This window comes from Coriobacteriia bacterium, from assembly GCA_030652115.1.
GTDB lineage: Bacteria > Actinomycetota > Coriobacteriia > Anaerosomatales > Anaerosomataceae > UBA6100.
Window position 1 is genome coordinate 24,775 of record JAUSBK010000003.1, and the last position, 23,446, is coordinate 48,220.

The 23,446-nt window shown below is 65.7% G+C and carries 26 protein-coding genes and 2 tRNA genes; 17 read left to right on the forward strand and 11 right to left on the reverse strand.

The genetic code is table 11. The features are described from left to right. Positions 1-81: 81 nt before the first annotated feature. Positions 82-156: transfer RNA gene (locus Q7W51_02885), tRNA-Val, on the forward strand. A gap of 67 nt (positions 157-223) precedes the next feature. Here the strand turns inward: Q7W51_02885 and Q7W51_02890 are convergent. Then, positions 224-1,393 carry a cytochrome c3 family protein gene (locus tag Q7W51_02890; protein ID MDO8847321.1) on the reverse strand — a complete coding sequence of 390 codons (1,170 nt, stop codon included), beginning with the start codon at positions 1,391-1,393 and terminating at the stop codon, positions 224-226. A 126-nt stretch (positions 1,394-1,519) separates the two neighbouring features. Here Q7W51_02890 and Q7W51_02895 point away from each other — a divergent pair, with 126 nt between their 5' ends. Beyond that, positions 1,520-2,227: a hypothetical protein gene (locus Q7W51_02895; GenBank protein MDO8847322.1), complete on the forward strand. Its 708-nt coding sequence runs from the start codon at positions 1,520-1,522 to the stop codon at positions 2,225-2,227. Between the two features lie 153 nt (positions 2,228-2,380). Continuing rightward, entirely contained in the window at positions 2,381-2,761 is a 381-nt protein-coding gene (locus Q7W51_02900) for a hypothetical protein (GenBank protein MDO8847323.1), read from the forward strand. Positions 2,762-2,839: 78 nt separating this feature from the next. Here Q7W51_02900 and Q7W51_02905 read toward each other — a convergent pair whose 3' ends face one another. Further along, positions 2,840-3,805, reverse strand: coding sequence for a cation diffusion facilitator family transporter (locus Q7W51_02905; protein MDO8847324.1), 966 nt, complete (start codon positions 3,803-3,805; stop codon positions 2,840-2,842). 123 nt (positions 3,806-3,928) lie between these two features. On the opposite strand from Q7W51_02905, the gene Q7W51_02910 reads away from it, so the two are divergent. Next, a complete protein-coding gene (locus Q7W51_02910; GenBank protein MDO8847325.1) occupies positions 3,929-4,393 on the forward strand; it encodes a DUF192 domain-containing protein in 465 nt (154 codons plus the stop codon). Positions 4,394-4,656: 263 nt separating this feature from the next. On the opposite strand, the gene Q7W51_02915 is transcribed toward Q7W51_02910, so the two are convergent. Continuing rightward, entirely contained in the window at positions 4,657-5,370 is a 714-nt protein-coding gene (locus tag Q7W51_02915) for a DUF5677 domain-containing protein (GenBank protein ID MDO8847326.1), read from the reverse strand. Between the two features lie 120 nt (positions 5,371-5,490). Here Q7W51_02915 and Q7W51_02920 point away from each other — a divergent pair, with 120 nt between their 5' ends. From Q7W51_02920 to Q7W51_02935, 4 genes are all read left to right on the forward strand, one after another. Next, positions 5,491-6,384 carry an alpha/beta hydrolase gene (locus Q7W51_02920; GenBank protein MDO8847327.1) on the forward strand — a complete coding sequence of 298 codons (894 nt, stop codon included), beginning with the start codon at positions 5,491-5,493 and terminating at the stop codon, positions 6,382-6,384. Between the two features lie 46 nt (positions 6,385-6,430). Next, positions 6,431-6,727, forward strand: coding sequence for a cytochrome c (locus Q7W51_02925; GenBank protein ID MDO8847328.1), 297 nt, complete (start codon positions 6,431-6,433; stop codon positions 6,725-6,727). 63 nt (positions 6,728-6,790) lie between these two features. Next, positions 6,791-7,696: a DUF72 domain-containing protein gene (locus Q7W51_02930; protein MDO8847329.1), complete on the forward strand. Its 906-nt coding sequence runs from the start codon at positions 6,791-6,793 to the stop codon at positions 7,694-7,696. 118 nt (positions 7,697-7,814) lie between these two features. After that, positions 7,815-8,939 (forward strand): cytochrome c3 family protein, encoded by a 1,125-nt coding sequence (locus Q7W51_02935; protein MDO8847330.1) that lies wholly within the window; start codon positions 7,815-7,817, stop codon positions 8,937-8,939. 95 nt (positions 8,940-9,034) lie between these two features. Here the strand turns inward: Q7W51_02935 and Q7W51_02940 are convergent, their stop codons facing one another. Further along, positions 9,035-9,655 (reverse strand): TetR/AcrR family transcriptional regulator, encoded by a 621-nt coding sequence (locus Q7W51_02940; GenBank protein ID MDO8847331.1) that lies wholly within the window; start codon positions 9,653-9,655, stop codon positions 9,035-9,037. 163 nt (positions 9,656-9,818) lie between these two features. Here Q7W51_02940 and Q7W51_02945 point away from each other — a divergent pair, with 163 nt between their 5' ends. From Q7W51_02945 to Q7W51_02955, 3 genes are read left to right on the forward strand one after another with little or no spacing between them, the layout of a single operon-like run. Further along, positions 9,819-10,982, forward strand: coding sequence for an ABC transporter permease (locus Q7W51_02945; GenBank protein ID MDO8847332.1), 1,164 nt, complete (start codon positions 9,819-9,821; stop codon positions 10,980-10,982). Positions 10,983-11,010: 28 nt separating this feature from the next. Continuing rightward, the gene (locus Q7W51_02950; protein ID MDO8847333.1) at positions 11,011-11,709 is read left to right on the forward strand and encodes an ABC transporter ATP-binding protein; all 699 of its coding nucleotides are present in this window, start codon (positions 11,011-11,013) and stop codon (positions 11,707-11,709) included. Positions 11,710-11,728: 19 nt separating this feature from the next. Beyond that, positions 11,729-11,959, forward strand: coding sequence for a hypothetical protein (locus Q7W51_02955; GenBank protein ID MDO8847334.1), 231 nt, complete (start codon positions 11,729-11,731; stop codon positions 11,957-11,959). 1 nt (position 11,960) lies between these two features. Here Q7W51_02955 and Q7W51_02960 read toward each other — a convergent pair whose 3' ends face one another. The 4 genes from Q7W51_02960 to Q7W51_02975 all read right to left on the reverse strand — a co-directional run bounded on the left by Q7W51_02960 (position 11,961) and on the right by Q7W51_02975 (position 14,994). Beyond that, complete coding sequence (locus Q7W51_02960; GenBank protein ID MDO8847335.1) at positions 11,961-12,671, reverse strand: ABC transporter ATP-binding protein; 711 nt, start codon at positions 12,669-12,671, stop codon at positions 11,961-11,963. Further along, positions 12,664-13,788: an ABC transporter permease gene (locus Q7W51_02965; protein MDO8847336.1), complete on the reverse strand. Its 1,125-nt coding sequence runs from the start codon at positions 13,786-13,788 to the stop codon at positions 12,664-12,666. The genes Q7W51_02960 and Q7W51_02965 overlap by 8 nt, the downstream gene beginning before the upstream one ends. Before the next feature lie 3 nt (positions 13,789-13,791). Continuing rightward, positions 13,792-14,427, reverse strand: a complete 636-nt coding sequence (locus Q7W51_02970; GenBank protein ID MDO8847337.1) for a cobalamin-dependent protein — start codon at positions 14,425-14,427, stop codon at positions 13,792-13,794. 144 nt (positions 14,428-14,571) lie between these two features. Then, positions 14,572-14,994, reverse strand: coding sequence for a hypothetical protein (locus tag Q7W51_02975; GenBank protein ID MDO8847338.1), 423 nt, complete (start codon positions 14,992-14,994; stop codon positions 14,572-14,574). Positions 14,995-15,195: 201 nt separating this feature from the next. Here Q7W51_02975 and Q7W51_02980 point away from each other — a divergent pair. The 5 genes from Q7W51_02980 (at position 15,196) to Q7W51_03000 (ending at position 21,426) form a co-directional block, all read left to right on the forward strand. Beyond that, positions 15,196-15,273: transfer RNA gene (locus tag Q7W51_02980), tRNA-Asp, on the forward strand. 231 nt (positions 15,274-15,504) lie between these two features. Further along, complete coding sequence (locus Q7W51_02985) at positions 15,505-18,561, forward strand: hypothetical protein (protein ID MDO8847339.1); 3,057 nt, start codon at positions 15,505-15,507, stop codon at positions 18,559-18,561. 200 nt (positions 18,562-18,761) lie between these two features. Continuing rightward, positions 18,762-19,304: a hypothetical protein gene (locus Q7W51_02990; GenBank protein ID MDO8847340.1), complete on the forward strand. Its 543-nt coding sequence runs from the start codon at positions 18,762-18,764 to the stop codon at positions 19,302-19,304. Between the two features lie 239 nt (positions 19,305-19,543). Continuing rightward, positions 19,544-20,932 (forward strand): citrate/2-methylcitrate synthase, encoded by a 1,389-nt coding sequence (locus Q7W51_02995; GenBank protein MDO8847341.1) that lies wholly within the window; start codon positions 19,544-19,546, stop codon positions 20,930-20,932. A 26-nt stretch (positions 20,933-20,958) separates the two neighbouring features. Then, positions 20,959-21,426 (forward strand): YaiI/YqxD family protein, encoded by a 468-nt coding sequence (locus Q7W51_03000; GenBank protein ID MDO8847342.1) that lies wholly within the window; start codon positions 20,959-20,961, stop codon positions 21,424-21,426. Here Q7W51_03000 and Q7W51_03005 read toward each other — a convergent pair. Beyond that, a complete protein-coding gene (locus Q7W51_03005) occupies positions 21,411-21,767 on the reverse strand; it encodes a hypothetical protein (protein MDO8847343.1) in 357 nt (118 codons plus the stop codon). The two genes, Q7W51_03000 and Q7W51_03005, sit on opposite strands and share 16 nt — an antisense overlap. A gap of 170 nt (positions 21,768-21,937) precedes the next feature. Here Q7W51_03005 and Q7W51_03010 point away from each other — a divergent pair, with 170 nt between their 5' ends. Then, positions 21,938-22,702 carry an SDR family oxidoreductase gene (locus tag Q7W51_03010; protein MDO8847344.1) on the forward strand — a complete coding sequence of 255 codons (765 nt, stop codon included), beginning with the start codon at positions 21,938-21,940 and terminating at the stop codon, positions 22,700-22,702. Between the two features lie 73 nt (positions 22,703-22,775). On the opposite strand, the gene Q7W51_03015 is transcribed toward Q7W51_03010, so the two are convergent. Then, positions 22,776-22,991 carry a hypothetical protein gene (locus Q7W51_03015; GenBank protein ID MDO8847345.1) on the reverse strand — a complete coding sequence of 72 codons (216 nt, stop codon included), beginning with the start codon at positions 22,989-22,991 and terminating at the stop codon, positions 22,776-22,778. 18 nt (positions 22,992-23,009) lie between these two features. Next, a complete protein-coding gene (locus tag Q7W51_03020) occupies positions 23,010-23,396 on the reverse strand; it encodes a DUF1801 domain-containing protein (GenBank protein ID MDO8847346.1) in 387 nt (128 codons plus the stop codon). Positions 23,397-23,446 lie beyond the last annotated feature (50 nt).

The following is a 23,446-nucleotide window of genomic DNA, read 5'->3' on the forward strand; positions in this document are numbered from 1 at the left end:
CCACGGAGCGCGCCGGTGCCTGCATGCGCTCTGCCTGCTAGAATGTGCTTCGTTGCGCGACCGCAGGCCGCAGCAGCGATCGGGCGATTAACTCAGCGGGAGAGTGCCTCCCTTACAAGGAGGAAGTCGGGGGTTCAAATCCCTCATCGCCCACCAACTACGATCGAGCCCCGCCATCCTCACGTCCGGATGACGGGGCTCGTGTGTGTCGGGCTTCGCGTCGCTACTGGCCGGCCTGCTCCTGTACGAAGCGCGCGGCAGCCTGGGCACCGCTCACGTGGCACACCGCGCAGTACTTGGGGTCGTGGCAGTCGAAGCAGGCCTGCGCTCCGCCGGACTCCACCGCGTCGAAGTGCTGCTCGATCCACGGCCGTTCCGGCGTGCCCTGCGGGTGATGGCAGGCGTTGCAGAAGTTCGTGCCCGCCGCCTCGGCCTCGCTCCGTGCGTGGCAGTTCGCGCACGCTTCGGGGTTGGCGCGTCCAGCATCGCCATGGTCGGTCACGAACTCGGCCGGGTGTGGGATCTCAAGGCCGTGGCAGTCGGTGCAGAACTGCTTCGCGTGGCACGTGAAGCAGGTGTTCACCGACTGCTCGTAGCCCATGTCGAGCGTCTCGTTCTCCTCGATCTCGTGCAAGCCCTCGGCCCACACCACCGCTCCGGCGACCCGCGAGGCTTCATCGGAGGCCGCCGCGGCGTGACCGCCGCTCTCGCCGTACTCCGCATACCACCCGACCGCATCGTGGCTCGGTGGCACGAGGTCGAAGTCCGCCGGATGGCATGCGGCGCACGTGCCGGGAGCGAGCGCACCCGCCTCCAGGCTGTGGCAGCGGAAGCACGCGTCCATGCCCATCCAGTTCTCGTGCTTGCGGTCGCCCTCGAGCACGTACTCGATGTCCTCTTCGGGATGCGCGACCCGGTTGTGGCACGACACGCAGGTCACGCCTTCGGCGGCATGCACCTCATGGTCCATGATGATGCCTGCCGAGGGGTTCACCACGCGGTTCTCCATCGTGTGGCACTGCGTGCACTGCTCCTCGGGCATCGCGAAGGAGACCGAATGGTTCTCGTTCATCGGCAGATGGAACGTGCCGAGGATCGTGGGGATCAGATCGGGCGCGACCTCGATCTTCATCAGGATGAAGGTGAGCGGGCTTCCGTTCACCGGCTCGTGGCACGCGATGCATGAGACCTTCACGTGTGTGCCTGCGTTGTACGTGAGCGTGTTGTCGTAGTGCACCACGTGGCACGCTTCGGTGCAGAACCACTGGGTTGAGGTGCCCACGACGCTTGCCCCGGTGAGTATCGCCAGCGCGATGAGCGCGACTCCGGTCCAGACCATCGCCCGGGGCCGCTTCGCGGAATCCGTGAACAGCGCCTTGAGCCTGGAGACCATCTGAGACACCGCCTTGCGAGTCGTCGGACACCATCAGTGTAGCGAATCGGGCGGCCGGCTCTGCAGGGATGGTGCGAGCGGGGTCGTATTGAGTGTGAGGCCTCCAACTTGCGAAGGGTCGCCCGCATGCTGGCGCTTGCACTCGGTCTCATCAGTTTCGTCGGCATCGTCCTCCTCACGGCGGCGTGGGACCGGATCGGCCTCGGTCTCCTCTTCTCGTCGAGCGTCGACGGAGTGGCCGACGCGCGCCTTGCCGAGTCGGCGCTGGGCATCCCGCCGCTGTATGTGGTCGCCTGCGCGGTGGCCGGGGCGGGCACCATCATCGGGCTGGCGGACTGCGGGACGGCGGCGCGATGGGGGGCCGGGGTCCTGGTCGCATCATTCCTGCTGTTGACCCTCTGGGACATGCGACGGCGGCGCGGAACGCTGGCGGTCTACATCCGGCTTCGTCGTGCTGAGATCGGTTTCGAGCCGCGGGGCGACGTCATCGAGGTCCCCAAGCTCGTGTTCCTCGTGATGAACCAACCCACACCGCTCGTTTGGCTGCTCACCGCGGCGGTGCTCGCGGCACTGGGGGCGGCGCTCTTCCCGGTCGAATCCTGGGCGGGGATGCTGCCGCTCATCGTATTGTCGGCGGCGCTGGTATGGCTGTGGCTGCGCAATCGCCGCAGTCCCTGGGAGCCGCTCGCGCGGCGGCTCCGGTGGCTGAGCCTGCGCAGCGGCGAGCGCCTCGTCGAGTTGCTTCAGCATGCGCTCGATCTCGATCCCGAGGTGACGCTGCTCCGGGCGGCGGCGGACGCAGCGGTCGCGCGCTTCATGGCGAAGGACCACTAGCCGCAGCGAAGTGCGGGCCTTGTGAACGTGACGCCATTCACAAGCTTTCCTCAGGCTTACTCGGGCTTCCTTATTCACGCAGGGACTTCGTGCATGGCAGCGAATACTGCACTCACAAACCCCGGTAACATTGCACGAATGGGAGCCGTTCCGATGATCAGACGCGCCGTGAACGATGAGACCCTGGGAAGACGCTTGCACGAGGTGAATCGCCAGCGTGCGGTGGACCGCGCGATCGAGCGTCTGCGGCATGGCCTGAAGGCCGATTGGCACTACCTCACCCTCGACGACATCGGCAACCTGCGCTGGCTGTTCGGCGAGTTGTGGGCCACGCGCGATCGCGAGGAGTGGGAGGGCCTGCACTTCAGCAAGCTCGACCTCGATCGGGCACGACACCTGGTGAGCGTGGGCGACCGGCTGCGCCGCCATGGCACGAACCGGATGAACGCGCTCGAAAGCGCGGTCGAGATCATCACCACGCCATCACCGGTCGCGTCCATGATCGCCTCGGACCTGACCTTCGCGAGGTCCTAACCCGAGCACAAAACCGGCTGTTCTACTGCCCGGCCCGTCGCTGGTCTGCCGCCGGCGGCGGGCCGGCGTGCGCTCGCGCTATCTCTCTGCAGGTTGCGCATCCGCAGCTGATGCGACCCGCACGACCGGCAGCGACTCTGCCTCGATGTACACGCGGGTGCATTCGGGGTAGGCGTCCAGGAGGTCGGCCTCGATGCGACGGATGGATTCGTGCATCTCCTCGGCGGTGATTCCCGACTTGAATGCCACACCTAGGTTCACGAGCAGCTCGTAGGGCCCCATGTACATCGTGAGGATGTCGCCGGCCCGGTCCACTGCCGGATCGGACTCCACGCGACGCTTGATGTCAGCGAGCGTCTTGGCGTCCACGCCCTCGCCGAGCAGTAGGCCTTTAGTCTCGAACGCCAGGACGAAGGCGACCGACATCAGCAGGAGACCGATCGCGATGGACGCCGCACCGTCGAGGTACGGATTCTTGAGGAGGTGGCCGAAGAAGACGCCGAGGAACGCGAAGACCAGGCCGAGCATCGCAGCGCTGTCCTCGAGCACGACCGTGTACAGGCTCGGGTCCTTCGACTCTTTGATGAACTGCCACGAACTGCGCGTGCCTTTGGCCTTCCAGAACTGCCTGATAGCCACCGAGAACGACCAGCCTTCCACGAGCAGCGCGATGCCGAGGACGATGTAGTTGACGGTGGGGTCCGAGTGAACGGCTGCGGGAGCGACATGGCGGATGTGCGACACACCCTCGTACAGCGACATGCCGCCGCCGATACCGAAGATGGAGACCGAGACCACGAGCGTCCAGAAATAGAGCGCCTTGCCGTGCCCGAAGGGATGACCCTCGTCGGCAGGGATCTTCGCCCGCTTCATGCCGAGCAGCAGGAGGCCGCCGTTACCGGTGTCCACGAGCGAGTGGATACCCTCGGAGATCATCGCCGAGGACCCCGTGATGGCGGCCGCCACGAACTTGATGATCGCGATGATCAGGTTGGCGAACACCGCCGCGATGACTGCACCCTTGGACTCTCCGTGGCCTGCCATGCGTGTCCTCTCGTTCGCGAAAGTCTGGCGTGCGAGCGATCCTGCCGAGCGCGACTACCGTCGCCAGGGGTGTGTACAGTTCGACCATGATACCGCTCGGCCAGTCGGCGCGCGTGACGTACGATGGCAGTGACGATGTCGTCGCTCTCGGGCAGGCAGGTACCTACCATGTACGCGTTCCGCATAGTGTGCGTCCTCGCAGCCACATGCCTCCTCACGGCTTGTGGCCCCGAGCCCGGGCCGACGGTGTCCCTCAATGGCGTCACCATCGACGTGATAGTGGCCGACGATGCCGAGGAACTCTCGCGCGGCTTGCAGGGCTACGATCCGCTCGACGAGGGCGAGGGCATGCTCTTCGTGTTCGACGACGTGGCCCCCCGCACCTTCGCGATGAAGGAGGTCTCGTTCCCCATCGACGTGCTGTTCGTCGCCGAGGACGGAACGGTGAGCGCGATAGAGCCGCTCGATCCGGGCGACATGCGTCTGGTGACGAGCCCGTCGCCGAGTCCCTACGCCGTGGAGCTACCGCAGGGATGGGCGGCGGAGAACGGCATCGTGATCGGCGACCGCTTCGATTACCGCCCGTAGCCAGCTACAGCTGCACGTGCGGGTGTGCGCGGAAGATGCGCTTCGGGGGGCGTAGACGCATCGAGGAGACGGAGCAGACCGCCGGGCGCTGGAGCCAGACGATGCCGTGCCGGCGCGCGCGCAGGATGAGGCGTCTTGGCTGTGACAGGGGTGAGAAAGGCACCTGGCCGGTGGCGGTTCCGCTGAGCCGGCGGGCCGGGCGGGGATATCGCAACATAGTGTGCCCCATCGGAACGCACTATACAGCATCCGGTGGGATTACGTCACTCCAGAGAGTCAGGCCGCGCGCCGAGGTGCAGCCCGCATGCTTCGTGTGCCTTACGCTCCGCTTCCTCGAGGGGTCCGATCTCGACATCCACGCCCAGAGCGTGGACCCTGTCGGCGGTCGTGAGTGCGGCAGTGACCGCGTTGCATGCCGTGATCGCCACCTGGCTCGGAGAGGGCTGGAACAGCGGTTCGGCCGTCCCGTCGGGGTGGATGTGCACGTACATTCCGCTTGACGACGTATTGCCGTGCGCCCTGTCCGACAGGATCGGATACACGTAGCCGAGGTACTCGAGCAGGCCGGGGACGACGGTGTCGGCGCGTTCGGCCATGGCGTTGAAGCTGAGCCGAGTCCACCGCTCGTAGCGTGGCTTGTCCACGCGCTCCGGGGCCTCTTCACCGGCGAATGCCGCCACGAGTTCGCCGAAGCTCGGCAGGCGCCGATTCTCGAAGCTGAGCCACTTGTGCGAGAGCGTTTCCGGCTCGGTGGAGATGTAGCTCACGGTGACCATGTCCTCCACCATTGCGCGCAGGATCGTCTGCGCCTCGGGTGCCCAGCCGGCCTCGCACAGCGTGATCACGGCGGCGAGATTGCGCGTGCACCGGATGAGGAAGAGCGAGCCGAGGAAGGCCGGAGCCGAATTGTCGAGGGAGAGGCCTGCCTCGAGCGGCGCACGCAGCGAACCGAGTGCGGCCTGCGCCTCGGCGAGCACCGTCGCGCGAGTGCTCTCGTCGTGGGGTGAGATGGTGCGCCTCCTTGTCGGGCGTGAACGTTGGAGCCATGATACCCTCAACTGCCGTCCGGCAGCCCCCTGTGCGAGGAGCTACACCCCGTGCCAGTCCCGCCCTCCGTCACCGTTCGTGACGTCGATCTGCCCGGTACGCGTCTGCGCTACGCCGAGTGCGGCGACGGCCCGCCGATGATCATCGTCCCGGCGACCGTGTCGCTCATCGATGACTGGACGCCGATGATCCAGTTCGTCGGTCAGCACTACCACACCTACTTCTTCGAGATGCCCGGCCACGGTGGCAGCACACCGCTCGAGGAGGGGTATTCGAGCGCACGCCTGGCACGCGTGATCGGCGATCTTGCCGACCACGTGGGAGCCGAGCGGTTCGCGCTTCTCGGATTCTCGTTCGGCGGCATCCTTGCGCTGCGTGCGCTTCAAGGGCTCGGAGAGCGCGTGATCAAAGTGGGGCTGCTATCGCCGTGCGTGAGCAACCGCGCGCTCACGCGCCCGCCTCTCGCTCGCGCGTTGGTCTCGGTGGTCACGGGCGTCTTTGAGCACCGGCTGCCGCGCGCCGCGCTCGCCCGGATGCTCGGCAACGACAAGGCCGTGGGGCTCCTGATCTGGTTCATGTGTGACGTCGGCGGTTTCGAGACGCCCACCGACCTGCGCGAGCGGCTCATGTCGTATTCGGCGTCTACGATCCAGGTGCTCGCCGCGCAGGTGCGGGAGATCCTCACCGTGACCGAAGAGGACCTTGCGGGTCCGTACGCGCAGCCGTGCTTCTTCGGCATGTCGGAGTTCGACCCGCTGCTTGAGTACCATCGCACCGAGGAGTTCGTGCGGGCGAACTTCAGCGACCTGGTGGCGGAGCGTTTCGACTGGCCGTACCATGCGCCGCCTGTGCCGCTCACCTTTGAAGACTACGTGCGCGACTACACGCCTCTGCTGGAAGGCGACAGCGCTCGCGTGTCGGGCGCAGCAGCCACGGGTATCTAACGCTTGTCGGCGCTCTGGCGCCGCACCGCAACGAAAGGAACGACACATGAAGCGATTCGCACTCGTTGCCCTGATGCTCGTGGTGCTCGCGCTGGCCGCGGCGTGCGGCTCTTCCGAGGAGCCGGCCGTCGAGGTGGAGCCCACGCCTGGCGAGGCCACCGGTCTCGACGGGGCCACGATCCTGCAAGAGAAGTGCACGGGATGTCACGATCTCGAGCGCGTGAATGCCGAGGATCTCGACGCAGTCGGCTGGGCGGCCGTGATCGACGACATGATCGCGCGCGGGGCCGACGTCAGCGAGGACGAGGCTGCGGCCCTCGCCGAGTACCTGTCACTGCAGTAGGCCGAAGGGCAGGCACACGTGGGACGGGTGCGGGTGGGCACCTGCTCGTGGGCGGATCGGACCATGATCGAAGCATGGTATCCGTCCGACGTCACCACGCCCGCATCCCGGCTGCGTTACTATGCCGAGCGCTTCGACACCGTCGAAGCGGACGCTCCTTTCTACGCGATCCCCGATCGTCGCGTGGTCGAGAACTGGGCGAAGCGCACACCTCCGGGATTCACCTTCCACGTGAAGGCCTTCGGCATGATGACGCAGCATTCGGTCGACGAGCGAGCGCTCCATCCCGAGCTGCGCGAGTATCCGCATGCGGTGGAGCGCGGTCGTGTGAAGCGGCCGTCTCAGGAGATGGTCGACATCGCGTTCGACCTGTTCCTCGAGTCGCTCGAGCCGCTCGAGGAAGCGGGCAAGCTCGGCGGCATCCTGATGCAGTTCCCGCCCTTCTTCACCGCCCTCGACGAGGCGCTCCACGACGAGAATCTGGCGTACATCGATTACGCGCGCGGCAAGCTCGGCAAGCGGCGCATGCTCGTGGAGTTCCGGCACCCGTCGTGGGTGGATGAGGCTCACGCACGCGAGACGCTCGCGTTCCTCGCCGACCGCGACATCACCTACGTGGCGGTCGACGCGCCGCAGTTCCCCACGCGCACGACGATGCCGCCGCTTGTGGCCTCCACCAGCAAGATCGGATACGTGCGGCTTCACGGGCGCAACCGTGATACCTACTTCGCGCGCAACGTCTCCGCGGCCGACCGGTTCGACTACCTCTACAGCCACGACGAGCTCGAGGAGTGGGCGCCGAAGGTCCGGGAACTTGCCGAGGGGAATGACGTCACCTACGTGATGTTCAACAACTGCAAGTACGACTACGCGCCGCGCAACGCGCGCGAGCTTGCCGAGATCCTCGGACCGGAGCTGGTCGCGCCGTGGGAGGGCGCGACAGCGGGACAGCTGGGGCTCGGGCTGTAGGTGCGCTTCGCACAGCGCCGCTGCCCGGCCAGCTGCCAGAGCACTAGTGCGCACCCCTTAGTGTGTGTATGCTTCGCGTAGTCGCATAAACCGCGCTTACGACGTCAGCAGGGGAACGATGACTCGCCGCGCACTCGCAATCGCCGCACTGCTTGCGTGCGGACTGGTTCTGCTTCTCGCGTCGCCGGCCTTCGGCTACGACGAGCCGGCCAACATGACCGAACAGCACCAGGGTTCGGTTCTCACCAACTGTATGCCGTGCCACCGGCCTGGGCCGAGCGGCCTGATCTGCACGATGTGCCACCTACCGCACATGGGCATGGACCTCGATCCAGTGGCAGGCAAAGGGCCGCATGGCCTCTACACCGCGACCACCGATCGATGCGAGGCCTGCCACGCGGTGCATGACGCTGGCGGCGCGGACCTGCTTCCTGCCGCCACGGTGTCCGCGTCCTGCGGCACGTGCCACGACGGCACCGGAGGCAGGGGCGTGTACGGCGCCATCGAGGCGCGCACCGGCATCGACCCGAGTACGGACGGCGGCATGCACGCCATCGATGTCACCGACGTCGTGCCCGGCGGGGATGCGACGACCGGGGGCTCGGCCACCGTCGCGTTTGGAGGCCCGGGCGCCACGCTATCATGCGATGACTGCCACAGCCCACACGACAACAACACGGTGGCGGCGTTCACGCCCGAGCGCTGGCGCACCACGTACACGCTCACCCTCGCGAAGCCCACCGCCACATCGCACCTGCTGAAGCAGCGGCCCGGCGTCTCGACGGTGGACGTGGCCGAGTACGGCTCGGACTGGTGCCTCGCGTGTCACGCGGGTCGGTCATCCGGTGGCGCGGTTCACAACCATCCGGTGGATAGCGGCATCGGGGCCAACGTCTACGATCGCGTCGCGCGTCTCGATAGCGACGATCCCACCACGGCCACGGTCGTCGGCACCCTCGCGCTCACCAATCGCGGCTACCTGATGCCGTATCCGCGCACCGCCGAACAGGGCACGCACGAGCCGATCTGCCAGCAGTGTCACGAGGACTCGCGGAGTGTGGGCACCCTCACCGACGACACGGGGGACGCGGAGCCATTCACGGTCACGGCGACCGACGGGCAGGTCGACACGGATAACCCGAGGTTCCAGAACTTCCCCCACGAGACGCTCAACGTGAACATGCTCGTGGAGACGTACGACGACCTCTGTATGAACTGTCACCCGACTGCGCAGCTGCCGTAGGGCTACCGGGCAAGCGCCATGTAGTCGTTCCGTCCTGCACCAGTTCGGCGTCGAGCACCTCGAGGATACGGTCGGTCCGCGCCTCATGCGGAATGTCACGCGTTGCGCCAGGCGGCGTCCCATCCGTCGGCCAGTGCGTCGACAAGCAGGTGCGAGCGTGCGGATACGACCGCAGGATCTACCGTTCCCGGGTTCCCGAACATCCTGCCCGAGATGGCGAGAGATGTGAGCCCGTGGATGCCGACCCACATCGTGTCGGCGGCCACAGCGCTATCGACTCCCCGCCGATACGAACCCGACTCGATCCCCTGCTCGACGAGAGTCCTGCTACGGCGCCAGCTGGCTCGCCGCGCAAAGACGGCGTCTTCGGTGATATCGCCGAGGTAGCCCCACTCGAACATCAGGCGATACATGGCAGGGTTCGTGAGGCCCCATTCGAGATACGCGTGCGCGGCTTCGCGGAGCCGTTCGAGGGGAGCCGCTGCGCGCTGCGCGCGCTCCATGTGGTCCGCGAACCAGTCAAAGGCGCGGTTCACCGTGGCATCGAGCAGCTCCTCTTTGCTCTTGAAGTAGAGGTAGATCGTCGTGGGGCTGTAGCCGATACGGTCGGCCACCAGTCGCATGGTGAGGCCCTCGGGCCCGCGTTCTTCCACGAGGGAGGCAGTTGCGGCGACGATCTCGTTTCTCAGGCTTGGATTGGCGGGCCGCGCTGCCATCTGAGTTCCTTCCTCGGCGACGCCATGAACTTAACAGCGTTATCTTACGATGTCAACTCACATACGAGCGCGAAGTTTGGGTTGACACATTCGTATGAACACAATAACTTAACTATGGTCACTGAACGGAGTTAGGTCCGCAGCGGTACTCACGGAGGTCCAAATGAGAGTTCTACGCACTATCTTCAGGAGGAAGCTCAGGGCATTCCTCACGATCTTCGGGATCACCATCGGCGTACTCGCGCTCGTCGTGATGGGCTCGATCGCCGAGAAGCTGAGCTTGCTCGTCGACGGCGGCAGCACGTACTACGCCGACAAGGTCATCGTCAGCGGCATGAGCGGCATGGCCGGCTTCTCCACCGAGCCGCTCTCGACCGATCTGCTCGGGCAGATCGAGAAGGTGGACGGCGTAACGCGTACCTCGGGCTCAATCATGATGCTGCTCGAGGAGGACCCCTCAACCGTGAACCTGGGTATCCCGGCGAACATCAACGCGACGGACTTCCGCGAGATCGGTTACGAGACGTTCGATAGCGAGGTGGTCGAGGGCCGCGCGCTCGAGGCGGATGATCGTGGCAAATGCGTGGTGGGTTCTGACCTGGTCACCAAGCTCGATGCTGAGGTGGGCGAGACAATCGAGGTGCGTGGCAAGGAGTTCGAGGTCGTTGGCATCCTCGGCAAGACGCTCACCGCTCCGGACAAGGCCGTTCAGATCTCGCTCAAAGACGCGCAGTACCTGCTGGTGGGGACACTCCCGGCTGCCATCCGTGATAGCGCCGAGGCCGACACACTCATCACCTCGATCACGGTCTTCCTCGAGCCGGGTGAGGACCCGAACGAGGCGGCCGCACGCATCGAGGACCGCATAGATGGCGTCAAAGCGATGGGGCCGAGGGGCTTCGAGGAGTCGGTGACTGAGCCCTTGAAGATCTTCAACCAGATCATCTATGCCATCGCGGTCGTCTCGCTGCTTGTCGGCGGCCTGTCGGTCATCAACACCATGACGATGTCGGTTTCGGAACGTACCCGCGAGATTGGCGTGCGCAAGGCCATCGGCGCATCGGACGGCGCCATCATGCGGCAGTTTGTCGCCGAATCCGCTGTGATGGGGCTCATCGGCGGGCTGCTAGGGCTCGGCCTCGGCGCAATGATCGCCGCCGCCGGTAACCAAGCGGGCGCGGCCTCGGCCACCGAGCTGTTTCTCGTCACGCCGCGGCTAGCCGTCGGTTCTGTCGCCTTCGCGCTTGTGCTTGGTGTCCTCTCCGGTCTCTATCCGGCATGGCACGCCGCGCGTCTCGACCCCGTCACCGCGCTCCGTTACGAGTAGCCGGTTCACTTCACCGAAAGGACTCACCATGGCATCAATCGTACGTGCGACAGGGCTCACCAAGCGCTACCGGCTCGGCAAGAACAACTTCGTTGACGCGCTGCGCGGCGCCACTTTGGAGATCGAAGAGGGGGAGATGGCGGCTATCGTGGGTCCCTCAGGCTCGGGCAAGTCCACGCTCATGCATATCGCGGGCTGTCTCGACGTCCCCGACTCAGGCGAGGTGTGGCTCAAAGGGGAGCGCGTTGACGGGCTTCGCGGTCGTGCACTCACGCGCTTGCGCTCCCACGAGATCGGCTTCATCTTCCAGGGTTTCAACCTGATTCCTACGATGAGCGCGCTTGAGAACGTTGCTCTCGCGGCCGAGTACGCGGGGTCGTCGCGCGCCGAGGCAGCGCGCAAGGCCGCCACGCTGCTCGACCTCCTCGGGCTCGCCGACCGCATGAAGCACGTCCCAACAGAACTGTCCGGCGGTCAGCAGCAGCGGGTGGCGATCGCACGGGCGCTCGTGAACGCTCCGGCGATCGTGATGGGCGACGAGCCCACCGGTGACCTGGACACTGCCACGTCTACGGAGATCGTAGACGTGATGCGCGAGATCAACCGGAACCGCGGAACGACGTTCGTGATCGTCACGCACAACCCGGAAGTCGCCGATGCGTGCGACCGCACGATCCGCATGCGGGACGGCATGGTGGAGGGCCAGCGCGTCGCCAATGCAGTCTAGTAGGGAAGAGGTGTCTGCGATGACTGAGCTCGATCAGTCTGATCCCATCGTCTCCGACGATAACGTACGTGCAGCACAGGTCGTCGAGCGTCGTTCGGCTGCGCCGGGCATGGGAGCGCTCATCGGCATCGGCGCGGGACTCGGGATGACCTTGGGCATCATCCTCGGCGACATGATCCTCGGCATGCTGTGTGGCGCCGGCGTCGGCACGGTGGCTGGCGCGATCGTCGAGGGGCAGCGGAGGCGGTAGACTACCGCGCCTCGCCCGTGTAATCGTTCCGAACGTCTTGCACCAGTTCGCCGTCGAGCACCTCGAGGATGCGGTCGGTCTGCTGCGCCACGGCACGGTCGTGCGTGACGATCAGGAATGTGGTTCCGAGCTCCGCGTTGATCCTACGGAAGAGCTCGTAGACCGCGGCTGTGTTCGCGGTATCCAGATTGCCGGTGGGTTCGTCGGCGAGAATCAGACGCGGCCGGTTCATCAGCGCGCGCCCGATCGCCACGCGCTGTTTCTGCCCGCCCGAGAGCTGGTTCGCGTTCTTCTGCTCGAGCCCCTCAAGGCCGAGGAGTGCAAGCGTCTCGAGTGCGCGCGACTTCTCCTCGACGGTGATCTTCGTTCCGGCGATCTGCGCGGGCATCGTGAGGTTCTCCCATACGCTGAACTCCGGCAGCAGGTAGTGGAACTGGAAGACGAAGCCGAGCGAGGTGTTGCGCAACTGCGCGCGGCCCTTCCGTCCGAGTGCCGTGGTGTTCTCGCCGCCGAAGAGCACAGAACCGGAACTCGGCGTATCGAGCAGGCCGATCAGGTTGAGTAGCGTGGATTTGCCCGAGCCCGACTGGCCCACGATCGATGCGAATTCGCCTTCGGCAACCGAGAAGCTCACGCCCTTGAGCGCGCGCGTGGCGCCGTCACCCTCGCCGTAGGTCTTCTCGAGCGCGTCGGCAACGAGGAGATCAGCCATTCTGGATCACCTCGATCGGGTCGAGACGCGAGGTGGATCGCGCCGGGATGATCGAGGACAGCAGCGCCACGGTGATGCCGATCGCTGCGGAGATCGCGATGAAGGTCGGCTCGGGCCGGATCGAGAATGGCACCGGCGCGAGGCTGAACAGCGCGATGAGCGCGTAGCCGAGCCCGATGCCGCCGAGCGTCCCGCCTGCACCCAGCAGCGCCGCTTGCCACAAGAAGATGCGTCCGGCGGCCGCATCGCCCATGCCGATGGCCTTGAGGATGCCGATCTGTCGCGTCTTCTGCACCGCGCTGATCGCGAGCGTGGAGGCGATCCCGAGCGCGACCGCCACGAGCACGAAGACCTGGATCATCGCAGACGAGCCCGACTGCGCCGCAAGACCCGAGAGCAGCTCCTCGTTCTCCTCCTGCCAGTCGACCGCCTCGACCCCGAACGCGTCCGCGAGACGCGGTGCCACCTCGGAGGAAGCGAAAGGGTCGGTGAGCTGAATCTGAACAGCCGAACACTCGTTCTCGGTCATTCCAAGTGCATCTGCGGCTGATGCCGCATCCACGAACACGAAGCGCTCGTTGGCGGTGCCCTGGCCGAGGTCGAAGACGCCACTCACGGTGAAGGTGGCGACTGTGCCGCCGGGCAGCAGCATTTCGAACTCGTCACCTGCGCCCACTCCGTACTCCTCGGCAAAGCGCGTTCCCACGAGTGCGTCGCCCTCGTCGAGCCGATAGCTGCCCTCGGCTAGCTTGCCGGAGAGGCCGTAGATGGTATCGAGCTCGGCGGCGTCGCCGCCTGTGACGCTGAGTGGGACGCTCTCGCTCTCGTTGGCGTAGATAGCCGAGAGCGTTCGCACCGGTACCGCGGTTGAGATGAGATCCTCGCGGGTGGTAGCGTCGTCGGCGAAGTACGTCGAGATGGTCCCGCCATCCGATAGACGCAGCGTGATGTGCGGGCTTGAACCCACGGCGGCATCGAGCAGGTCGGCCTGCAGACTGGTGATGAGCGACCCCACGAAGATCTGTGTGGCGATGCCCACGGCGATGCCGGCGATGATGAGTGCCGACTGACCGGGCGAGCTCTTGAGGAAGCGGGCGGCGATCTTGAGGCTCAGCATCGCTCAGCCCACCTGCCCGGCAAGCGCGGGAATGACCGCGGGATCGAGCACCATCTCGTCCGGCCACCCGTCGTGCTCGCGTGCGAACGCCGCGCCGCCCACCCACACGCGCACCCCGGGGTGCGCAGCGCGCAGCTCCGCCACGTACGATTTCAGCGCGATGCGATGGAAGTGCGTGTACGCCGAAAGCACGACCGCGCGAGCACCCAGTGCGGACACTGCGGCGATGAGTTCCTCCACCGGGACGTTCCCGCCGAGGAGGTGGGCCGTCCAGCCGGCGAGCGTGAAGCGATCGGCGATCATGCGCAGGCCGAGGTCGTGATACTCCTCGGGCGGCGTTGCGAAGACGACCGACAGCCCGTTCGGCGCCGCGGCCTGCTCGGCGGCGAGCGGATGGCATGCCTCGACGATCGTGCGGACGACCGCAGTGGCGTAGTGCTCCTGCCACACCTCGGTCTCGCCCGACTGCCAGGAGCTGCCTATGGCGATGAGATGAGCGGCAAGGATGTCGTAGAGCTCCGGGAGGGTGACGCTTCCAGAGCGGACGGCATCGAGCGCGACCGTCACCGCTCCGGTCCGGTCGCGCGCAGCGATGCGCTCAGAGAGTGCGGCCTGCAGGGCTTCAGCGGTGCTCGACATCGTTCGGCTCCCTTCGGACGATTCAAGCATAGCGGTATCTCGCTCGGCCGTGTAAGCGGGTACGCAAGGGGCCGCCCCGGTTGAGGCGGCCCCATTCGACGCTCTCAGATGTGTGCTGCGGTGCGCGTCAGCCTTGCGGGACGTTTACTTGTTCACCGCTTCGATGAACAACAGCCTGAACTGCTCCATGGTCTTCTCGAGCTCGCCCATCTCATCATCCCGAACCACCACGATGGGAGCGTCGAACTTGCCGCCGATCACGCTCATGGTGTCGTGGACGATCTTCTTGAGGCGCTTGAAGAGTAGTCCATCCAGTACTACGAGGAGTCCGGCCGACATGACGAGTGCGAGCACCGCGACCATCACGAGCGCGCGGTTGCGATTGCCCGCCATGTCGGCGAAGAGCTGCTCCTGAACCGCTTCCTGGTCGATGGTCTCACTGGACGCCTGTTTGACCAGCTCGACGTTCTTGTTGTACGCCGCGTTCATCCCCGCCATGATCACAGCGCCGCCCAGCATGTTGACAATCACGACGAGCAAGATGATCCGTACCTTGATGGACTTCACGACGCGCTCCTTCCGGCTTGCTGGTAATCGAAGTTCGATCGCGCTGGCTCCCGGCGCGCCTACCGTGTTCATCGGCTGTTCGGCCCCAAGCTTGAGACATCGAGGCTCGACTGCCCGGCCTCCTGCGGCTGCCGACAAGTAGACAACGCCGGTCTCGCTCGCTAGAATCCGTTTGCTGTCCGCCGTGCGGACAACCCTCGCGGGGGTGTAGCTCAGTTTGGTTAGAGCGCCGGCCTGTCAAGCCGGAGGTCGCGGGTTCGAGCCCCGTCACTCCCGCCATAAGAAACGCAGGTAGGCGTGGTCATACGTGACCGCGCCTGCTTCCTTTCTCCGAACCAGAGCCGAGGGTGAGACGCTCTCGACGCGGCCCGATGCGCCGGTCGTCCCTCTCGGGCGACCACTCGTCGCGTTCGTACAGCGCCCTGCATCGCGCAGTGCGCGCGGCGGGTATCTTCCTGCTAACCGCGGCGGCGGTCATCAGGGGCATGTCGATCACTTGGGGGTGGCAGGATGTCGCAGTCCGCGGCGCTACTTGGTACGCACCGTTCACGGTCGCTTCGGTTGGCGCGCATCGTGCTCGGAGCGGCCGTTCTCATCCAGGGGCTGGTGTTCGCGCCTGCCACGCCGGCCGCGGCTGTGCCGCCGACAACGGCGGTGCCGAGTCCGAATCACGACACCACGATGTGGGTCACCGCGAACCCTGCGGCCGTAAGCAACACGGTCTACGCGGCGGAGTACGCGCCGACGACGGACGGGACGCTCTACCTCGGCGGTGACTTCACGTACGTCGGGCCGCCAACGGGCGGGCACGGCGTCATCAGCAACGATGGAACCGGGGACGGAATGGCCGACGGGACGATGGAGGGCGCGTACCCGTACGTCGATGGAAACGTGGTCGTCACTGTGGCCGTGGGCGACGGCTCGGGCGACTTCATCATCGGCGGGGCGTTCACCTCGGTGGGCGGCGTGGCACGCTCCAACCTTGCGCGCATCAACGCCGACGGTACGCTCGACACCGCCTGGACCACCGGCGCAAACGACACCGTGCGCACGCTCGCCGTGGACGGCAGCTACGTGTACGCGGGTGGCTCGTTCACTTCCATCGGCGGTCTTGCGTATCCGCGCCTGGCGAAGCTGGCCGTCTCCGATGGCACGGTGGTCGTTGGCTGGGCGCCGAGCCCCGACAACACGGTCCTCGCGATTGCGGTGACCGGAGAGACGGTGTACGTCGGAGGCACCTTCACCGCGATCGGTGGCGCACCGCGCAACAACCTCGCTGCCTTGGTGAAGACCGGGATCAGCGGTGGCACCGCGACATCATGGAACCCGAGCCCTAACGACTCGGTGCATGCGCTCGCCACGAACGGCACCTACCTCTATGCGGGCGGCCACTTCACCACGATCGCCTCGACCTCCCTCAGCAGAGTCGCGAAGTTCACGGTGTCGACCGGTGCGGTCGTGGCCAGCTGGAATCCGGTGGTGAGCGGTCTCGTCCGGACGATCGCGCTCAACCCGAGCACCACGGGTGGGACGAACCTCGTGCTCATCGGCGGGGACTTCGCCACCGTGGACGGAAACGTGAATGCCGACAACCTGACGGCGATCGTCGACGTCAACGGCGAGCTGTACGGCGGCTGGATCTCCAATCCGGCGGGCAACGTGTTCGCCATCACCGTTACGCCGGGCTCCGTGTACGTGGGTGGTGCCTTCTCGGCGATCAGCGGGCAGACCCACCAGAAGCGCATCGTGCGGTACTCCAACGATGGCAACTTCATCTACGACAACATCTGGAATCCGGTGCCGCTTGGAGGGTACGTCGCCAGCATCGCGGTCTCCGGAACGAATGTGTCGGTGGGCGGCGACATCTACTCCGTGGGCGCACATCGGCGCAACGGCATCGCCGCGCTGGACTCCACCGGCAAGCTGAAGTCGTGGTATCCCACGGGCGGCGCGAACGGTACCGTCATGGCCATCGAGGCCACGGGCAACGGCAAGCTCTACGTCGGCGGCGGCTTCACGACGATCGGCGGTGCAAGTCGCAACAACCTGGCCGAGCTTAACCCCAGCACCGCGGCTGTGATGTCGTTCAATCCGAGCGCAAACAATGCAGTACTCGATGTGGTCTCCGACGGCACGACCGTGTGGGTCTGCGGTGACTTCACACTAGTCGGCGGTCAGGCCCGTTTCCGGATTGCTGCCCTCGATTCAGCGGGCGTTGCCACAGCCTGGTACGCAGGCACTGGCGCGAACGATACCGTGAGCACGCTTCATCTCAGCGCCATGAACGACATGATCTACGTAGGCGGCGAGTTCACGGGCATCTTCAACGTCGCCCGAAACCATCTCGCGCGCATCCAGACGGCGAGTCCCGCCGTCGATGTTGGCTGGGATCCGAACATCACGGGTACGACCGTGGACGACATGATCGCTACCTCCACGCACCTGTACGTGGGCGGCAACTTCACTAGCGTGGGTGGCAGCGCGCGCAGCAATCTCGCTGCGGTGAGTCTCTCAACAGGCGTGGCCTCCTCGGCCTGGATCCCCGATCCGAACGGACGGGTTCTGGCGCTCGCCAGGTCCACTGCTGTCGACGCCATCTTCGTCGGCGGAGAGTTCACACAGGTCGGCGGACAGTCTCGCCCGTACGCGACCGCGCTCCGGCCAAGCGGCGACGCGACGATGCTCACGTCCTGGGTGCCGAGAACGAACGGTCCCATCCGGACGCTAGCGGCTAACGGCACCGGCGTGGTGATAGGCGAGGGGTGGACCGAGCTGAGAAGCGGCACGGCCGACCCGATGGACTGGCACGCCCCAGCCCGCTTCGCGTTCGACGACGTGGCCCCCTCGGGCACCATCTCGATCAACGGGGGAGCGGCGAGTACCACCGATCCGAACGTCACGGTGACGATCTCGATCGCCGATGACTCGCCGGTGGTCACGCAGAACTTCTCGTTCAACAACACGTCCTGGCTTCCGCCGCTCAACGCATCGCTGTCCGCGACCAAAGACCTCACGCTGCCGGCGGGAGACGGCACCAAGACCGTGTACGCGCGCTTCACCGACGAATCGGGCAACACGCGCACGGTGAGCGACACGATCTACCTGGGCACGCCACCACCGGTCGTTCTCGCTCCCGTCTACCGCTTCTACAACTTCACCAACAACACGCACTTCTTCACACCGTCGCTCGAAGAGGCCAACGGTGTGATCGCCAACTACCCGAAGGTCTTCCGCTACGAGGGCATCTGCTACTACACCAACCCGGCGAACAACACCCAGCCGCTCTATCGCTTCTACAATCGCAACAGCAGCAGCCACTTCTACACGGCATCCGCCGATGAGGCGGCGCACATCCTCGCCACCTGGCCCACCATCTTCCAGCTCGACGGGCAGACGTACGCGGTGAACCCGGGGGCCGTCCCAAACTCGGTACCGGTCTACCGGTTCTTCAACAAGACCAACGGCAGCCACTTCTACACCGCTTCGGCCGAAGAGGCAGACATGGTGATCGCCACCTGGCCCACCATCTACAACTTCGAGGGTCCGGCGTTCTGGCTCGGGCAGTAGCGAAGCGATCCTGAGCGATTCGGACAGGGCCCGCCGGCTTCCGCCGGCGGGCCCTCGTCGTGCCCGCACCCCGGAAACCGTTCGTCGGATACCGAACTTCGGACGTCCTCCTGCGCCGCCCCTTGGCACTGCACGTGCTGCCCCTGATTCATCGCTCTTCGGCCACAAGGTCGGGGTTCCTGAGGGCATGGAGGATCGGGATGAGTCGTTTGCGTAGTGTCCTGTCGCCGCTCGCACTGGTGCTGGTGACCGTGCTGGCCGCCGGATCGTTCGTGCTGATCGGCAGCGAGAAGGCCGAGGCGTGTAGCGCTGTGTTCCGCTTCTACAACGCGGATGCAGGCACGCACTTCTACACGACGTCCGACGAAGAGGCGAACAAGATCATCGCGTCGTACGCCGACGTGTACACCTACGAGGGCATCGCCTACTCGGCGAACGTGGCCACCAACTTCGATCCGCTCTACCGCTTCTACAACAAGGCGAATGGCAGCCACTTCTATACCGCCTCGGCATCGGAGAAGGCGGCCGTCGAGGCCACCTGGCCGGGCGTGTACACCTACGAGGGGGTCGGCTTCAACATCTCTACCACCGAGGTGGCGGGCGGCACGACCGTCTACCGCTTCTACAACAAGGCCAACAGCAGTCACTTCTACACCTCCTCCATCGAGGAGCGGGATGCCGTGCAGGCTCGCTGGTCCGCCACGTACGCCTACGAGGGCGTTGCCTTCTATGTAGCGCCCTAGAGATCTGTGCGTCGATGCGGGGTGTCGGGTCCGTCGGCTGAAGCCGGCGGACCCGATCCGCTTCAGGAGCCGTGTTGCGACGGTTCGGGTAGAATACCGGTTACGAAGCGTGTCGCGGCCTGTGTGGCCGCACGCCTCGGCGGCTCCTTCGGTGTGAGCGGCCGGCGGCCCGAGCAAAGCAGACGAACCGGACGGTTGCGGGCCGTCCATTGCCACCGGAGCGGTGGAGAGGAAGCGATATGGCAGCGGACGAGACCACGAGCGGGACACAGCACACGCGCGAAACGTCCGAGCAGACGCTCGAGCGCTGGAGCACGATGGCGCGTGACAGCAGCATCGTCGATACGGAGCTTTACACCCGGTACGACGTGAAGCGCGGTCTTCGGCATGTGTCCGGCAAGGGCGTTCTCGCGGGACTTACGCAAATCGGCGATGTGGTCGGCTCCGCGCCCGACGGGGACCAGTACGTCCCCATCCCTGGCGAGCTCGTGTACCGCGGCATCGAGATCAACGAGCTCGTCAACGGCTTCCTGAGCGAGGGTCGCCTCGGCTTCGAGGAGACCGCCTACCTGGTGCTCTTCGGCGAACTGCCGAACGTGCGGGAGCTGCGGCTGTTCGAGGGCCAGCTCGCGTCGTACCGTGTCCTGCCGAGGCACTTCGTGCACGACGCCATCCTGCGCATGCCGAGCCGCGACGTGATGAACGCGATGGCGCGCGGCGTTCTCGCGCTGTACACGCGCGACGAGAACCCCGACGACACGTCGATCCCCGGTGTTCTCCGCCAGAGTCTGCAGATCATCGCGCTCGCTCCGCTGCTGGCGGTCTACGCCTACCAGGCGTACGCCGACCAGTACCTGCGCGACAGCCTCGTCATCCACCGGCCTGAACCGGACCTCGGCACCGCCGAGAACATCCTGCACATGCTGCGCGCGAACAGCCGGTATACCGCGCTCGAAGCGCGCGTGCTCGATCTGGCGCTCGTGCTGCATGCCGAGCACGGTGGCGGAAACAACTCATCGTTCACGGCGCACGTGGTCTCTTCCACCGGCACCGATACCTACGCGACGATCGCCGCGTCGCTCGGCTCGCTCAAGGGCCCGCGACACGGCGGTGCGAACATCAAGATGGTGCGGATGTTCGACGACATCAGGGAGAACGTCGACGACTGGGACGACGACGAGGAGATCGGGGCCTACCTTCTGCGCGTGCTGAACAAGGAAGCATTCGATCGCTCCGGCCTCATCTACGGCATGGGCCATCCGGTCTACTCGGTCTCCGATCCGCGCACGATCATCCTGCGCGACTATGCGCGCGATCTCGCGGCTGCCAAGGGTCTTGCCGAGGAGTATGCGTTGCTCACGAAAGTCGAGGAACTCGCGCCCTCGGCGATCGCCAAGCAGCGCACCGTCTACAAAGGCGTGAGCGCGAACGTGGACTTCTACTCCGGCTACATCTACCGGATGCTCGACATCCCCGAGGAGCTCTACACGCCGCTCTTCGCGTGCTCGCGCGTGGTGGGCTGGTGCGCGCACCGCATCGAGGAGCTCGCGAACAACGGCAAGATAATCCGCCCGGCGTACAAGAGCGTTGCCGACCGCCGCGAATACGTGAACTTCGAGGAACGGTAGCGGCCGGCTGCGGCCGGCGAGTCGCCATGGCGACGCTCTTCGTGGATGCCGATGCCTGTCCGGTCACGCGCGAGGCTATCGCGACGGGCCGAAGCCACGGCATGCGCGTGGTGATCGTGGCGAACAGCACGCAGAACCTCGAGCGTTACGCTTCGCGTAGCGGAGTCGAAGCGATCCAGGTAAGCAGCGGCCACGATGCCGCCGACTTCGCGGTGATCGAGCGTCTTGAGTCCGGCGACGTGGTCGTGACGCAGGACATCGGGCTGGCCGCGATGGTCCTTGGCCGTGGCGCGGGCGCAATCTCGCCGCGGGGGCGCATCTTCTACCTTGCCACTATCGACGCTGAGCTCGCGGTGAGACACGCCGAGGCTAAGCTGCGGCGTCAGGGCGGCAGACACGGTGGGCCGTCCAAATTCACCGAGGAGGACCGCGAGCACTTCGTCGAGCAGCTCGAGCGGCTGCTCAGGCAGATGGGCGCTCAGGCGAGCCAGTAGCCGCTCAGCAGTGCGGCGCCGATTACAGCGCCGATGGAGAGCACCGCGGCCGCCTGACGGGTGGGCACCCGGTCCACGATGACCGAAACCATGCGCACCGCCACGTCGGTGAGCCATGCCCCGCCGACCACGGCGAAGACGACAGGCTCCCGGGTGACCAGACACGCCACGCCGAGCGCGATGAACATCCCCCCGAACACGGAGCGGATCTCGGATGTTCCGAGCGGGGAGTCGGCCGTGACGCCGATCGCCGCGAGCGATGATGGCCGGATGAGCGCGCCCAGCCCGAACAGCGTCATGATTCCGGCGGCGATCAGGGCGGGGACGACCTGCCAGTCCATTCCGACTCCTTTGGCGGGAGGACGTGCGTTCGAGTGGGTACGTACCCGGATACACGCCATGGTCGCGCAGTTGACATACACTGCCAGCCCGCTATTGTAACGATTGTTACGAATTCGGGCGCGAGGACGAGAACTCGCGCTCGTTCCGGCTCTAAGGGAAGGGGTGTTCCATGCGACTCGAAGGTAAGGTAGCGGTCATCACCGGTGCGGGTTCCGGCATGGGCCGCGCGATGGCGAATCTCTTCGCCGCCGAGGGCGCCAAGATCGTGGCCGCCGAGTGGAACGAGGCGACCCTCGCCGAGGTCGTGGATGAGGTCAAGGCCGCCGGCGGCGAGATCGTTGGCGTTCAGGGCAACGTCGCCGATCAGGCGGACTGCGAGAAGATCATCGACGAGGCCGTCTCTGCCTTCGGCAAGGTAGACGTCCTGTGCAACAACGCCGGCGTCATGGATCTGAACCAGGGCGCCGCCGAGATGGACAACGCGATTTGGGATCGGGTGCTCGGCATCAACCTGAACGGCCCGATGTATCTCACGCGCAAGGCCATCCCGGTCATGAAGGACGCGGGTGGCGGTTCGATCATCAACACCGCGTCGGTGGCGGGTGTTGGTGGCGGCGCAGCGGGATGCGCCTACACCGTCTCGAAGCACGGTGTCATCGGTCTCACGAGGAACACCGCGTTCCGCTACGCGCAGGAGGGTGTGCGCTGCAACGCGATCGTGGCGGGAGCCGTGGAGACCAACATCATGCAGAGCGTCGATCCGACCAAGATGGATCCGGCGGCCAGTGCGCGCTGCCAGACATGGTATGCAGCGATTCCCGGGCAGCTCAAGGCCCTGGACATCGCGAACCTCGCGCTCTTCCTTGCCTCCGATGAGTCCAAGCTGATCAACGGCGCAGCGATCCCGGCGGACGCAGGCTGGACCGCCGCGTAGCACCGCACGCGACCGAGCGAGACCAAGAAGGGCCGCCCGCGGGCGGCCCTTCTTGCGTGCCGGGCGTGTATCGTCACACCGACAGCTGACGCTCGAGTTCGTCGATCAGTTCGAACCGCTCCTCGCCTGAGAGCGCTTCGAGGTACGCCTGGACCTCTTCGCATGGGGCGTCCGAGGCGAGTCCCAGCGTCTGCTTGATAGCCCGGTCGAGCCGGTGCCGGTTGCCGGCATCGTTCTCAAGATCGAGCACCCTGAACATCCATCCCATGTGGCGCAGGTAGCACGTCATCGCGCAAACCCCCCGGCGCTAGGTCCAACCTCGCTCTTCGTACAGTTCGTACCCCTTGGCGAGCGCCTGCTTCATCTGCGTTCGAATCTCAGGTGTCAGCTGCCTGATGTAGAAGCACGATTTCCCCTTGAGCGTGGCGAGCAGCTCGGGGCCGAAGAAGTCGGCGGCAGCCTGTGGATCGGCGTAGATCGGCATGTAGTAGAAGCCCACGTAGCTCTTCTGGATGATGAGACCCGCGAAGAAGATCTCGTGCCGCTCGCGGCCGTCGATGACCACGTCCCGCTCCGACCACAGATCGTAGTAGTCGGGTTCGTCGCGACGAACAGTGAAGTGGGCGGCGTACGGCTCAAGGAGCGCGCGTAGCTCGCCGAAGAGAGGCAGCAGGTCCGGGTTCTTCACGGTCACGTGCGTTCCCTTCGGCCGCATCGTCCTGGGCACTGTGTACCCCTTCGGCG

Bases quoted from the DNA above. Each gene is read 5' to 3' on its own strand.
- Q7W51_02940 (MDO8847331.1), bottom strand. From the start codon at position 9,655: ATGGCAGCGCGGCCCGCCAATCCAAGCCTGAGAAACGAGATCGTCGCC.
- Q7W51_02990 (MDO8847340.1), top strand. From the start codon at position 18,762: ATGAGTCGTTTGCGTAGTGTCCTGTCGCCGCTCGCACTGGTGCTGGTG.
- Q7W51_02910 (MDO8847325.1), top strand. From the start codon at position 3,929: ATGGCAGTGACGATGTCGTCGCTCTCGGGCAGGCAGGTACCTACCATG.
- Q7W51_02900 (MDO8847323.1), top strand. From the start codon at position 2,381: ATGATCAGACGCGCCGTGAACGATGAGACCCTGGGAAGACGCTTGCAC.
- Q7W51_02895 (MDO8847322.1), top strand. From the start codon at position 1,520: ATGCTGGCGCTTGCACTCGGTCTCATCAGTTTCGTCGGCATCGTCCTC.
- Q7W51_03005 (MDO8847343.1), bottom strand. From the start codon at position 21,767: ATGGACTGGCAGGTCGTCCCCGCCCTGATCGCCGCCGGAATCATGACG.
- Q7W51_03015 (MDO8847345.1), bottom strand. From the start codon at position 22,991: ATGACGTGCTACCTGCGCCACATGGGATGGATGTTCAGGGTGCTCGAT.
- Q7W51_02960 (MDO8847335.1), bottom strand. From the start codon at position 12,671: ATGGCTGATCTCCTCGTTGCCGACGCGCTCGAGAAGACCTACGGCGAG.
- Q7W51_02965 (MDO8847336.1), bottom strand. From the start codon at position 13,788: ATGCTGAGCCTCAAGATCGCCGCCCGCTTCCTCAAGAGCTCGCCCGGT.
- Q7W51_02905 (MDO8847324.1), bottom strand. From the start codon at position 3,805: ATGGCAGGCCACGGAGAGTCCAAGGGTGCAGTCATCGCGGCGGTGTTC.
- Q7W51_02955 (MDO8847334.1), top strand. From the start codon at position 11,729: ATGACTGAGCTCGATCAGTCTGATCCCATCGTCTCCGACGATAACGTA.
- Q7W51_02985 (MDO8847339.1), top strand. From the start codon at position 15,505: ATGTCGCAGTCCGCGGCGCTACTTGGTACGCACCGTTCACGGTCGCTT.
- Q7W51_02930 (MDO8847329.1), top strand. From the start codon at position 6,791: ATGATCGAAGCATGGTATCCGTCCGACGTCACCACGCCCGCATCCCGG.
- Q7W51_02935 (MDO8847330.1), top strand. From the start codon at position 7,815: ATGACTCGCCGCGCACTCGCAATCGCCGCACTGCTTGCGTGCGGACTG.
- Q7W51_02890 (MDO8847321.1), bottom strand. From the start codon at position 1,393: ATGGTCTCCAGGCTCAAGGCGCTGTTCACGGATTCCGCGAAGCGGCCC.
- Q7W51_02950 (MDO8847333.1), top strand. From the start codon at position 11,011: ATGGCATCAATCGTACGTGCGACAGGGCTCACCAAGCGCTACCGGCTC.
- Q7W51_03010 (MDO8847344.1), top strand. From the start codon at position 21,938: ATGCGACTCGAAGGTAAGGTAGCGGTCATCACCGGTGCGGGTTCCGGC.
- Q7W51_02925 (MDO8847328.1), top strand. From the start codon at position 6,431: ATGAAGCGATTCGCACTCGTTGCCCTGATGCTCGTGGTGCTCGCGCTG.
- Q7W51_02945 (MDO8847332.1), top strand. From the start codon at position 9,819: ATGAGAGTTCTACGCACTATCTTCAGGAGGAAGCTCAGGGCATTCCTC.
- Q7W51_02995 (MDO8847341.1), top strand. From the start codon at position 19,544: ATGGCAGCGGACGAGACCACGAGCGGGACACAGCACACGCGCGAAACG.
- Q7W51_03000 (MDO8847342.1), top strand. From the start codon at position 20,959: ATGGCGACGCTCTTCGTGGATGCCGATGCCTGTCCGGTCACGCGCGAG.
- Q7W51_02970 (MDO8847337.1), bottom strand. From the start codon at position 14,427: ATGTCGAGCACCGCTGAAGCCCTGCAGGCCGCACTCTCTGAGCGCATC.